Genomic DNA, 12,962 nt, shown 5'->3' with positions numbered 1-12,962 from the left:
AATAAACAGAATTATATTAATGGTTGTATTTTTTTGTAATATGAAGGAGTTGGTGGCATGGGGACTTCAGGAAAGGTTTGGCGATTGATTAAGTTGATCAGTTTAGTTGAAGGAAAGTATGCTAGATATGACAGGCAAGATATCATGGATATTTTAGATATTAAGAAGAGTAGCTTTTATCGGTATTTAAAAGAACTTGAAAAGGCAGATATACCAATAGATTATGATCAAAAAGCAGGAGGATATAAGATTAGAGAAGATTATCATATGACTCCGCCCAACTTGACTATTTCTGAGGCGTTGGCCCTGGTGGTTGGTGGAAATAGCATTTTAAGTAATAGTGATCTGCCTTATTTTAAGGAGATGAATATGGCAATTGCTAAGCTGATGGCTTCTTTACCGGATAAGACACGGGAGATGTTAAGTCAATTAGAAGATCGAATTCATTTTAGCTTAAATACATTAGTTGATTATGAGAAGCATGGAGAAGTTTTTAATTTGTTAAATGATGCTATTAGAGAAGAAAGCAATCTTTGGATAAAGTACTATAGCCATACTGGAAATAAGGTTAGTGAACGGACTGTATCGCCTTATATTTTAAATCTTAAGAAGGGATTTATCTATTTAATTGCTTATTGCCATAAACGAGAGGAGGTTAGGGTTTTTAGAATAGATAGGATCAGGGAGATTGAGGTTACTGCTAATAAATTTAAGTATCCAGAAGAATTTTCATTAAAGCAGTATTTAGGAAATTCATGGGGGATAATGCGTGGAGAAGAGGATATTAAGGTCAAGGTTAAATTCAGTGGTGATTTAGCAAGGTGGATGAAGGAGAGTAATCATCATCGAACTCAAGAGATTGAGGAGTTGGAGGATGGAAGTATCATAATGAGTTTTGTAAGCTGTGGTTTTAATGAGATTAAGGGTTGGATTTTGAAATATGGTGCTGATGCTGAGGTGATTGAGCCTAAGAGTTTAAGAGAGGAGATCAAAGCTGAGGTTAAGAAGATGGGGGAGGTTTATAAATAGAAAAGTTCTAGAGAAATTAACTTCTCTAGAACTTTCAGTCTCCTACTTAACGGAGTAAATTAGTTATTCTAATAATATACACAACTCAATTTCAGTTCCCTATATATTGGGGATTTTAAATTTTCTAGTTTAAATATAACATTCAAAATAGTATTTTGTCAATAAACTTTTTAGGAAAATTATTAATCTTCCTTGAAATTTTAAATTCATTATAGTATTATAATAATATACACACTCAAGGAAAAGATTAATAGAAAGGGGTGATGTATGACACAACATAGAATTAGTAACTATTATTTAAAAACTAAAAGTGGAGAGGAAATCCAAGGTTTTAAACCTTTTCTTTATCAACAAGAAGTAGCAGAAGCGATTTTGAATGGAGAAAATGTTATCTTGCAAGCACCAACTGGAGCGGGAAAGACGTTAGCTTCAATTATGCCTTTTATCATTGCTAATGAGGAGAACATGTATTTCCCAAAGAAATTGATCTATTCTACTCCTCGAAGAACTCTAGTTAATAGTTTATATAATGATATTTATGAGGAAATTAATCAGGGTGATTTTAATAATGATTACCAAGTAACAATTCAAACTGGAGAAAGAAAAGAAGATAGATACTTTAATGGGGATATTATCTTTACAACCTTTGATCAAAGCTTATCATCAGCTTTGAGTATGCCGATATCTTTATCGAATAGATTAGGAAATATTAATGTAGGAGCAGTATTATCTTCTTATTTAATCTTTGATGAGTTTCATTTATTTGATTTAGAAGCTTCTTATACTACTACTGTCTTAATGTTGGAAAAATTAAAGGATAAAGTTCCATTTTGTATTATGACTGCTACTATCTCAGAAGAGAAGATAGGATTACTTAAAGAAAAGTTAGATGCTAGAGTAATTAGGGCAGATAGTGGAGATTACCTAGAGGATATAGTAACTCAAAAAGGTAAAGAAAGAAGAATTTTTGCTAGTGATGAGAAATTAGATGCAGAAAAAATAGTTGAATTACATAATCAAATAGATAATATTTCTAAAAAGAGTATAGTGATGTGTAATCGAGTAGATAATGCTCAACAGATCTATCAAGACTTAAAGACTAAAATTGAAGCAGAGGAAGAAGATATAGATCTCTTCTTGATTCACTCTAGGTTTTTAGATAAGGATAGAAAAGAAAAAGAGGCTAAGATAAAGGATAAGTTTTCTAAAGATAATGATGAGAGCAATGTAATATTGGTGTCTACACAGGTAATAGAGGTTGGAATTGACATTACTTCTGATATTATGCACACTGAGATCTCTACAATAGATTCTTTTCTTCAAAGAATTGGTCGTTGTGCTAGATATCAAAATCAAAAAGGGAAAGTTTATGTCTATGATGTCTTGAATGAAGGAGATATGAAGTATTTACCTTATAATGAAGAGGCAACTTTGAAGACCTTTGAAGCTTTAAGAGAGATTGATGGGGAAGTTTTGACTGCTGAGCTTTCTCAAAAGATAATAGATAGAGTCTATAGCGAAGAGACAGATATTGATGCTAAAGCCAACCAAAGAGTAGAAGGAACAAGGAATAAATTTATTAAAGAGAGTTGGAAACTACCAGATAAGAAGAAGTTTAAGGATTTGATAAGAGATGTAGTCGGTTGTAATATAATAATTCATTCCTGGGTATTGGATAAATGTTCTCCTTATAATTTTGAAAGTCTGAGCCTCTCGCCTTGGACATTACGTAAAAAAGTTAAAGAGATAAGAGATGAAACAGATGATTGGTTGATTAAAGAAGTAATAGAGAGAGCAGATGATAGTGAGGTTAAATATACTTATCGAGCTATAGAGGCAGATAATATTTATCCTAATAATCTATATATTCTCAATCCAGAGTATTTTGCCTATGATCAAGAGAGAGGATTATTATTTAATCAGTCAGGAAAGGAGTTTGATTCTTTACCTAGTGAGAATAGGGAACCATATAATCAAGAGTACAAAGAAGAGAGTTATTTAGAACATATAGAGAGAATGAAAGAGGAATTGCCTGAATTAGAAGAGGAGATAAGCCGTTTAATTAATTTAATCAAGGAAGAGTTTGATTTGAGTGATCAAGATTTTAGGGATATAGTTGAATTTACTATCTGGGCTCATGATTTGGGTAAGTTGCAGGAGGATTGGCAGTTGGCCCATGTGAGAAAGAAACATGAATTTGTAGCTCATGCTGAAAGGATTAAGAAACCGCCCAGTCATGCTGCAGAAAGCTTTTGGGTTGTATTAAATTTATTAGAGAATTTTGTAATTGAATATCTTGATAAAGAAGATATTATTGTAGAAATCATTGCTAAAACACTGGTGTCTCATCACTCTTTAAATGTTTCTGAAACTAATAAATTTAAACTTTCTACTGAGGTAAAAAGATATTTGGAAGAGGTGAGTGGAGATATATTTACTAATAAAGGTTTAGCAGAATTTATAAATGCTAATTTAGATGAGCTATATCTAGAACAGAAAATAGCAGAAAATATTTCTGATGATTTAAGAATCAGATCAGTTAATGATTACTTATTTTATTACCTATTGGTAAGGTTGTTAAGGTTGTCTGATCAAAGGGCAACTAAAAAGTTGAATGAGGGTGATTAAAGGAGAGGGGTGAATAAATGCAAAAGTTTTTTGTTCCCAAAGTTGAAGGAGATTATAGTGATATTTTAGTTGCTAGGGGTGTAGCAGAGATAATTAATCTTATTTTAAAAAAACAAGGGATTGAAACACCACAGATTACTATTACGAATCAAGAAGTATTCTATGTTATAGAGTCTAGTGAAGATCTAAAAAAGGATTATTTTACAGATTTGAAGTTTAAGTCATTATATCCACTTATTTTTTATGATAAGATGGATCAAAAACCTGAATATACTGGCGATGTGATTGATTTTACAGAAGAAGAGGAGTATGAAGATTGGTCTTCAGCCAAAAGAAAGTCGACTCTAATCAGGCAGACTACAGGAGTTCCCTTGTCTAATAAGATAATGGATGATATTTATGCTATTAATAATTATTTTGGCGACATATTGTTAACTATCTTGGAGTTTTATAGTGAGTTACAGAGAGATTATAATCTATTAGCTGAAAAGTTAGACAGATTATTTGAAGAGATTCAGATAAATAATTTTAAAAGGATAATCAAGGATGAGTTAGCCAAGCAAGAGTTAACTAAAGTAGAAGAAGCTCTGGATGAGTTGTTTGCTGGTTTTGATAATTATCATTGGAGTAAAAGGAATAAAGTTAAGAAGTTTATTCAGAATAATTTAGCTGAATCTGAAACTACTGAGCAGATAATTGATAATATCAAGGATCTGTATAATCAAGCTAAAATAGATTTCACCAATAGTCATAATGCTTTAAGCTGTTTGTTGCCTATTAGAGTTAAGGGTTTGAATATTGATGATTTATCTGCTAGTACTATTATTTCTCCCAAAAATACTACTGAAAATTGGGTTAAATTGTTTTTGATTTTAATCGGTTTTTATGAATCTTTTATTTTAAAATCATTAAACTCAGGTAATAGGTTATACTCAGTAATTGATCCACAGCAAGTAATATTGGATGATTTTGATGATCTTTACTCGGAGATAGAGCCCAATTATTATCCGGCGGAGATTTTAGAAAAGCAGAATATTTTATATTTAAGTGATTTCATTTCAAAACTGCTAGATAAGTTAGAAGAATTCAAAGCAGGAAGAAGACGTAGAAAGAGGAAGAGGTTAAATAATTATATTAGAGGATTAAAGAATGTTTATTTGGTTGATATGGGCCAAAACCATGTCATAAAAAATATTTACGATTTGAATATACCTAACTGGGTTATTTTAGATGAAGAAAAAGATAAAACAGAGTTTAAAGAGGTTTTTCAAGAGTTTATTGATTTAATCAAACCGATCGATGATAAGAATGAGGATATTAAAATCTTTCAGGAATTATATAACTTTCTGACTACTGAGAGAGTAGACTATTTGTTGAATTATTATTATCAACACGCAATTTTGGCTATGCAGAGACTTGGTAATGATGAACCAGCAAAGATTTATACCAAAAGGAGTGTGAAATTTATCATGTGTAAATTGGAGAATATTAATGATGCAAGCTACTCAAGTATATTGGAGAATGAAGGGTTTAAAAGCTTTGCTAAAGCAATTAGAAATAGTACCTTAGTGCCAGTTTATCTTAATCAAAAGAAGAAGATTAAGTTTGGATTATTACAGGATTTAAGAAGGGCAGCTCTTAACAAAGATACTTTACTTACTAAGTTATCAGAATTCATGGCAGATTATAATAATGAGAATGGTTTAGAAAGTTTCCATCATAATAAACAGAGTAGATCTAATCTTACTACGACTGATTTTGAGCAGGTTGTAGAATTGATTGATAAGCACGATTCTAAGATTATCGGAAATATGCTTTTAGCTTATGGGTTTGGCAAGGATGATAAAGTAGAAGAAATCAAGGAGGATGATACTAATGAGTAAGAGAGTATATTCTATTTCAATTAATGGTAAGGTGGGATTGAATCTACATGATTTAAATAATGAAAAGTCAGAAGGAAATCAATTAACAACTAGAAATGTTACTATTACAGATAAGGCAGGAAATTTAGCAACTGTTAATGCAGTATCGGGGGATATGTTGAAGCATATTCAGTCTAGTCATTTGTTTAAGATAGCTAAAGAGGATGAGGAATTACCTTTATGCCAAGGGTGTGAAAAGTTTGATGCTAATCGGATCACTATTGATGATGAGTTTGATGAATTTACAGGTAATAGTGATAATACTAAGAGTGATATAGTAGATAAAATGTTAGAAATGTGTACGTTGGATGATACAGAAGGGATTTTAGTAACGAATAATAAAAAGAATGTGGGGCGTGATTCTACTGTAGAATTTGGGTGGTTAGTTGCTATTCCAGAGGAGTTTAATTCAGAAAATTTATTCCATGTTAAGTATTCCGATTTAGAAAAGAGTGAAGGTACTGGTAAGAATGAAGGACAAAATATCTTTTATCGACCTGTTAATTCTGGACAGTATGCTATCGTTAATAATTTAGAGGTTGCTAGAATTGGTTATAATGATATATCTAAAGAATTTGTTTTGAGTGAAGAAGAAATAGAAGCTAGATACAAAGCTTTATTGAAGTCTATTATGTTGACTTATTATTCACCAGAAGGAGCAATGAGAAATACTCAGGCACCCCATATGACAAGCTTTGAGGGAGTAGTAAGTATCAGCTATAGTTCGGTACCTGCTCCAACAATTAGCGCATTAAATAAAAACTATAAAGAAGAGATTGGATCTATTGCAGAGACATTAAATACAATTGGTGAAGAGGTAGAACTAAAAGAGTTTAATTCAATGGCCGAATTTTGTGCTATAATTAAAGATATTATTCAAGAGACAAGTCCTTATGGTGTCCAAGAATAATGAAGTCAAGGAGGGGATTTAATGTGGTTAGGGGTTGAGTATCTACCGACTTCTTTATTCTCTTTTAAGAATATCAATGCTACCAATACAGCTGCTACTTCGCTTTTGCTGCCTACTCCTTTTGGAGTCAAGATGGGATTGGTTTCTCGGGCAATTCAGGAATATGATCTTGAAAAAGGAAGAGAAGTATTTGAAGTTATCAAGGAAAGAGAGATTAGATTTAAATTACCACAGGAAGCAGTAGTCAATAAGACTTTCGGGAGAATTAATGACTTAAGAAATAAAACTGGTAGGTCTAAACCTGCTTATAGAGAATATGTGCATTTAGAAGGAAGCTTAAAGGTAGCTATAGATATTGATAATTTAGAAGATGAAAAGGTAGAACTTTTAAAGAAGCTATTTATTAGAATTAATTATTTCGGTAAAAAAGGTTCTTTTATGCAGTTTAGATCTTTTAAAGAAATGGAAGTTCTAGATGATGGTTACTTAAAGTTAATGGGAGAAGAAAATATTCAGCTAGGAAGTAACTCAATTGTACAATTTACTGAGGATATTCCTCCTGAAGCTACTTTTGAAGCAATCAATATTTATAATAGTGATGAAAAATTAACAAGAAAAGATAATGAAAGAATCTTTTTAGTTAATCTAGAAAAAGTTTTATCAGGAGAAGGTTATCAGTATTATCAAATATGTAATAATTAATGGAGGCTTTTATTATGGAATTAGAGATTATAAGTTTAAGGTTTACTTTAATAGCAAAGCAAAAAATAAAGCTTCCAGAGCATCCCGGATCTACTTTGCGGGGTGCTTTTGGTCAAGCTTTGTACCAAATAGCTTGTAATATGAAAGAGGAAAAGTGCGAAAGGTGTAATTTGAGTTATAATTGTGCTTACTCATTATTGTTTAATCCTTTTTTGACTGAGAGAGAAAAGAGAAAAACTTCTAATCGCTTCAATAATAAGCCACGCCCATTTGTTTTTGAACCTAAGACGAATGGTCAAGAACTCTTTAAGCCGGGCCAACAGATCAACTTCAACTTGAACCTATTTGGTTATACTAGTCGGTTCTTACCTTATATTATTGAGAGTTGGCGGTTGTTGGAGCAAAAAGGAATTGGACTGGGAAGAGGAAAGTTTGTCTTATCTGAGATCTGGAGCGTTAATGATCTAACAGGAAAAGCTGAAAGGCTCTATTCTGAGTACGCTAATTTAGTTCATAATTCCGAGATTAAGATTGATAATCAGGATGTTGATAAATTAAAGAGTAATTTAGGAAAGCAACAACTACATTTAAAATTGCTGACTCCAACACTTTTGAAATACAAAGGGGATTATGTTGAGCAGATAGAGTTTCATATTTTAATGAGGAACTTATTTCGCCGCTTATCCAGTTTGAGTGCCTTTTATGGAGCTGAAAGGTTGGATATTAAATTTGGAGCTCATTTGGATCAAGCAGAAGAAGTGGATTTGATTGAGAATAACGGAAGCTGGCAGAGTTGGAAGCGATACTCGAATAAACAGAAGAAGAGAGTTAAGATGAAGGGAGTAGTAGGTGAGCTTAAATATGAAGGAGATTTAGAGAAGTTTCTGCCTTATTTAATCTTAGGACAGTATATTCATGTGGGTAAGAATACTGTTTTTGGCTTAGGGGAGTATAAGATTTTACCTAATGAGAGATAATAAATTTTGGATAAGAAGAGGTATTTAAGGATAAATATAGAAAATATTACATAGAGTTAAAAAGGTAATTTCGCAAACTGGGGTAAAAGGAGCAATTGAGGCGTTTTAGTATTAGAACTGATTAGTTCTGAAAAGTCTATTAAAGCCTAACAATTCAAGGGTTGATTAAGGTTTCGCAAACCCCCTGGGTTTTTATACAAGATTTGGTTTGCGAAAATTTAGAGGAAATTTACAAGAAGGGAAGTGGTATAAAGCCTGCTATCATAGGATCGAGGATATTGAAATTTCGCGGTTACAATCAATACTCCGTTAACTAGGAGACTGAAAGCTTTCTTAATTGCTCCCAGGAGCCTATCTTGTATAGTTACAATCAATACTCCGTTAACTAGGAGACTGAAAGAAAATAGCCATAGCTGTGTTATTTCTCTCGTTTTGAGTTACAATCAATACTCCGTTAACTAGGAGACTGAAAGAAGAGCAAGTTCAGCAGCAGTTCGAGGAAGGCGACATATCAGTTACAATCAATACTCCGTTAACTAGGAGACTGAAAGTATCTAGTATTACCTTACCAGGCAAAGTATCCAGGGTTACAATCAATACTCCGTTAACTAGGAGACTGAAAGTCATCATAACTTCTTGTTTCTTCGTCTATTTTAATAGTTACAATCAATACTCCGTTAACTAGGAGACTGAAAGTTGCAAGCAGCAGGAAGAGTAGTTGACACCGATGTAGAGTTACAATCAATACTCCGTTAACTAGGAGACTGAAAGTCTTCCATTTCCATAGGCTTGCCAATAGGTGTGTTAGTTACAATCAATACTCCGTTAACTAGGAGACTGAAAGCGTTACCTCATGTATCATGTCACACCTGCAACCTATAGTTACAATCAATACTCCGTTAACTAGGAGACTGAAAGGATGTGTCTGCTAATGAGATTGATAGATGGCACAAGTCGTTACAATCAATACTCCGTTAACTAGGAGACTGAAAGGTTCCTTATATTCCTCATATTCAGATTTGATTTGCTCTAGTTACAATCAATACTCCGTTAACTAGGAGACTGAAAGATTATCCTCGTTGGCTTTCCTGCTCCCATATCTTCGTTACAATCAATACTCCGTTAACTAGGAGACTGAAAGAAAAAAAGCTATTATCACAAACACCAATAATAACTTAGTTACAATCAATACTCCGTTAACTAGGAGACTGAAAGCATTCTACGCATAAACTCATCCAATTTGGATTCTATGTTACAATCAATACTCCGTTAACTAGGAGACTGAAAGCTTCTGTTACCTCTGTATATTCGTATCCTAACGCTCTTGTTACAATCAATACTCCGTTAACTAGGAGACTGAAAGCCAAGAAAGGATCTACACTCTTTAATCAGCTCCTGCAAGTTACAATCAATACTCCGTTAACTAGGAGACTGAAAGAATGAGTCATTGATATTCCTCCTCAAAAATGATATGTTACAATCAATACTCCGCAATCTAGGAGACTGAAAGACTTCACAATGTAAGCTATCTATTCCAACTTCAAAGTTACAATCAATACTCCGCAATCTAGGAGACTGAAAGATGTCTGCGGGCCAACGATCCCATCAATAGATATCTCGTTACAACCACTACTCCGTTAAGTAGGAGACAAAAGGGCAATGAATAGAGAATAGTTATAATGAAATTAGTTGTTCATTTGAAAGAGGAAGTCAAAATTAATGAATTTCTAATAGGCTTCTTGAGAGAATGATAATTGAATAAGTTTATATGACTAACAAGTAAAGTTTACAAATAATAAGGAGTGTTGTAGATGTCAGTTACAAGTGAACTTTTAGAAGATATATTAGAAAAGCAAGTAGAAAAAATTGTTTTAGAAATAAAGAGTAAGTTAAACGATATAGTGAATGAATATAATTCTGGAATTACTACTTTAAAGTTAGAGAAGATATGGTCTCGTTTTAATAATCAGGTTGATAGAGAGAAGGTTTTTAAATTATTAATTAAGCTGCTAGATAAGCATAAATTACAACTTATCGATTATGGTTCTACTTTAAAAGAAAAAGATTATTTAAATTATTTAAATAACCTACCAGAACACCAACGTTTAACATTTCAATTTAAAGAAGCAGGGGATAATAGAGGAAATTGGCTTAAAAAGAGAATAAATCTAATTCAGCAAGATGTAAGAGCTGGTAATTTTAATGAGGGAGTGGAAAAGGTAGTTTCAAATTTACAAAAAAATCTTAAGGCTAAAGAGGTAAAGTGGGGAAAAATTAAATTTAGAAGTTTTATAAAGAAATTTGGATATAAAAGAAGTAGTACAAAGTTATTGAATGCAATTAATCATTATCTTAATAAGTATAATATTATTGTAGAAGATACTGCGGAAAATAGGGCTGATTTAAATAATTTCTCTTATGATGAATTAGTAACTTTTAAAATTAAGGTTAGTGAGACTGGAAGAGCTAAAATAGAAAAGAATGCTCAACAAATTAAAAGTGATTATGCTGGAAGAATTAAAGTCAATAAAGCTAACAGCCCATTTGAACTATATTTTCATCAAGAAGAAGCAATTAAAGCTATTAATAACAAGTTTAGAAAGAAAGGTTCATTTTCTGGCGTGCTAGCTATTCCTACAGGTGGTGGAAAAACTTTAACAGCTATACAGTGGCTATTGAAGAATGTAATCAACAAAAAAAAGAAGGTACTGTGGATTGCCCATAGACATGAATTACTAAATCAAGCCTATAATGCATTAAAGAATAACGCTTATTCCGATCTATTGACTAAACGTAAAGAGTTTCGTTATCGTATTATTTCTGGTCAGCATGATCGACCAGTTAATATTCAAAATAATGATGATTTTATCATTGCTAGTAAGGATAGTTTATATCGTAGTATGAATTATGTAATTGACAATTGGGCTAAAGACTTAGATGAGGTATTTTTAGTAATAGATGAAGCTCATCATGCAACTGCTAAGACTTATCGTAGAATAATAGACGGACTTGAAGATAATGTAGATAAGTTTAGTTTATTAGGATTAACAGCTACCCCTTTTAGAACTTTTGAAGATGAAAAAGGATTATTAAAAAAGGTATTTAAAGATGATGTATTATATAAAGTTGATTTAAAGCAATTAATTAATCGAGGTATTTTATCTGCTCCAATCTTTAAAGAACAGAGTACTAAATTAGATGTATATAATGAGTTAACACCTAAAGATATGGAAAGTATAAAATCATCTCAGCTAAAGACTGATATTGCTAAAAAGATTGCAGGTAGTAAAAAGCGTAATAAAATAATTGTAGATCATTATGTAAAAAATAAAGAAAAATATGGTAAACTACTAGTTTTTAGTGTTGATATTAATCATGCTATAACTTTAAATAAACTCTTTAATAATAGAGGTATTGCTTCAGAATATATTGTTTCAAGTATTAGAGATGCTACACATAATGTTCAAATTTCTTCTGAAGAGAATAAAAAGAAGGTTGAACGATTTAGAAAAGGAGAAGTTGATGTATTAGTTAATGTAGAAATTTTAACTGAAGGTGTGGATTTGCCTAATGTTCAGACTGTGTTTTTAGCCCGACCTACAATATCAACTATTTTGATGACTCAAATGATTGGACGAGCTTTAAGAGGAACCAAAGCTGGTGGAACTAAAGAAGCATATATTGTTAGCTTTATTGATGAGTGGAAAGATAAGATTAATTGGGTAAACCCAGAGAAGTTATATCTTGAAGAAAATATTGATTTTAGTGAACAGACTAATAAGACAAGAGAGAAAATAGTGAGATTAGTATCAATAGAAAAGATTGAAGAGTTTGCTAGTATTATGGATCAGACTGTTGATACTAGTAGATTAGAAAGAATAAATTTCTTAGAAAGAATTCCAGTAGGCTTATATACTTTCTCTATATTAATTAAGGATTCTTCTGGAGAAGAGATGGAGAAAAATTGTGAAGTTTTGATTTATGATGATATGAAAGAAGCTTACGGTAATTTTATTGATGACTTAGAAGAGTTGTTTCAAATCTACAACTTAGTTGATCATGAGGAATTATCATCTGAAGAATTAAATAATTTATGCCAGATAGTTGAGAAAGAATATTTTATAGGTCAAGATTTTACTTTAGAATATAAAATTGATGATATTAAAGATGTTTTGAGATATTATGCTTCTAAAGGATTAAAGCCATCATTTTTAGAGTTAAAGGATAGAGATAAATTTGACTTATCTAAGGAAGCTCGTTATATATATGAGAATAGTATAGGAGGAAAAGAGAAAACAGACTATGAAGATCAATTATGGGAGGAAAAAAATAACTTCTGGCAGGTGTTGTTTAATTATAATAAAGAGTATTTTATTAGGCAGCTAAATATAGAAATAGAAAATATTGCTCGACCACCTAAGGAACCTTCTCAGGAAGTAGAAGTGATACCAGATTTAATTAAGTTTGAAGATTTATCCTTGTCTGAAATAAGAAAGAAGGATGAAAGAGTTTGGAGAAAATTAAGAGGGGAAGTTTATGAAAAGTCACAAGATAAAGATGGGTATTATATTTGTGCTCAAACAGGATATAAAAGTAAGTCTACGCTACCTTTTGAAGTAGATCATATCATTCCAATGTGTGAAGGCGGGAAGAGTAGAATTGATAATTTACAGTTATTAAGAGGAGATGTAAATCGTAAGTTAGGAGATAAGAGTTGATTAGAGTTTCGCAAAGCCCCCTGTTTTTCGTGCAAGATTAGGTTTGCGAAAATTTAAAGGGGATTTAAGAGAAAGG

The 12,962-nt window shown here is 31.9% G+C and carries 7 protein-coding genes and 1 CRISPR repeat array; all 7 genes read left to right on the top strand.

Annotation, left to right across the window (positions count from 1 at the left end; all coding sequences use genetic code 11):
- Positions 1-57: 57 nt before the first annotated feature.
- The 7 genes from MWH28_RS05145 to MWH28_RS05115 all read left to right on the top strand — a co-directional run bounded on the left by MWH28_RS05145 (position 58) and on the right by MWH28_RS05115 (position 12,886).
- Complete coding sequence (locus MWH28_RS05145) at positions 58-1,029, top strand: helix-turn-helix transcriptional regulator (RefSeq protein ID WP_248618228.1); 972 nt, start codon at positions 58-60, stop codon at positions 1,027-1,029.
- Between the two features lie 267 nt (positions 1,030-1,296).
- A complete protein-coding gene (cas3, locus tag MWH28_RS05140; RefSeq protein ID WP_248618227.1) occupies positions 1,297-3,657 on the top strand; it encodes a CRISPR-associated helicase Cas3' in 2,361 nt (786 codons plus the stop codon).
- Between the two features lie 17 nt (positions 3,658-3,674).
- Positions 3,675-5,540, top strand: coding sequence for a hypothetical protein (locus MWH28_RS05135; protein WP_248618226.1), 1,866 nt, complete (start codon positions 3,675-3,677; stop codon positions 5,538-5,540).
- Positions 5,533-6,489: a DevR family CRISPR-associated autoregulator gene (locus tag MWH28_RS05130; RefSeq protein WP_248618224.1), complete on the top strand. Its 957-nt coding sequence runs from the start codon at positions 5,533-5,535 to the stop codon at positions 6,487-6,489. The genes MWH28_RS05135 and MWH28_RS05130 overlap by 8 nt, the downstream gene beginning before the upstream one ends.
- Before the next feature lie 21 nt (positions 6,490-6,510).
- Positions 6,511-7,191, top strand: a complete 681-nt coding sequence (locus tag MWH28_RS05125) for a hypothetical protein (RefSeq protein WP_248618223.1) — start codon at positions 6,511-6,513, stop codon at positions 7,189-7,191.
- A gap of 14 nt (positions 7,192-7,205) precedes the next feature.
- Entirely contained in the window at positions 7,206-8,168 is a 963-nt protein-coding gene (gene cas6, locus MWH28_RS05120) for a CRISPR system precrRNA processing endoribonuclease RAMP protein Cas6 (protein WP_248618222.1), read from the top strand.
- Positions 8,169-8,459: 291 nt separating this feature from the next.
- A CRISPR array of direct repeats spans positions 8,460-9,824; the repeat unit is 37 nt; unit sequence GTTACAATCAATACTCCGTTAACTAGGAGACTGAAAG.
- 155 nt (positions 9,825-9,979) lie between these two features.
- Positions 9,980-12,886 (top strand): DEAD/DEAH box helicase family protein, encoded by a 2,907-nt coding sequence (locus MWH28_RS05115; protein ID WP_248618221.1) that lies wholly within the window; start codon positions 9,980-9,982, stop codon positions 12,884-12,886.
- Positions 12,887-12,962: the final 76 nt, after the last annotated feature.

Origin of the sequence: Natroniella sulfidigena (assembly GCF_023223645.1) — a bacterium.
GTDB lineage: Bacteria > Bacillota > Halanaerobiia > Halobacteroidales > Halobacteroidaceae > Natroniella > Natroniella sulfidigena.
This window is presented reverse-complemented; position numbering and strand designations above follow the sequence as displayed.

Excerpts from the sequence above, each read along its gene's own strand:
- MWH28_RS05145 (WP_248618228.1), top strand. The coding sequence starts at position 58 with ATGGGGACTTCAGGAAAGGTTTGGCGATTGATTAAGTTGATCAGTTTA.
- cas3 (WP_248618227.1), top strand. The coding sequence starts at position 1,297 with ATGACACAACATAGAATTAGTAACTATTATTTAAAAACTAAAAGTGGA.
- MWH28_RS05135 (WP_248618226.1), top strand. The coding sequence starts at position 3,675 with ATGCAAAAGTTTTTTGTTCCCAAAGTTGAAGGAGATTATAGTGATATT.
- MWH28_RS05130 (WP_248618224.1), top strand. The coding sequence starts at position 5,533 with ATGAGTAAGAGAGTATATTCTATTTCAATTAATGGTAAGGTGGGATTG.
- MWH28_RS05125 (WP_248618223.1), top strand. The coding sequence starts at position 6,511 with ATGTGGTTAGGGGTTGAGTATCTACCGACTTCTTTATTCTCTTTTAAG.
- cas6 (WP_248618222.1), top strand. The coding sequence starts at position 7,206 with ATGGAATTAGAGATTATAAGTTTAAGGTTTACTTTAATAGCAAAGCAA.
- MWH28_RS05115 (WP_248618221.1), top strand. The coding sequence starts at position 9,980 with ATGTCAGTTACAAGTGAACTTTTAGAAGATATATTAGAAAAGCAAGTA.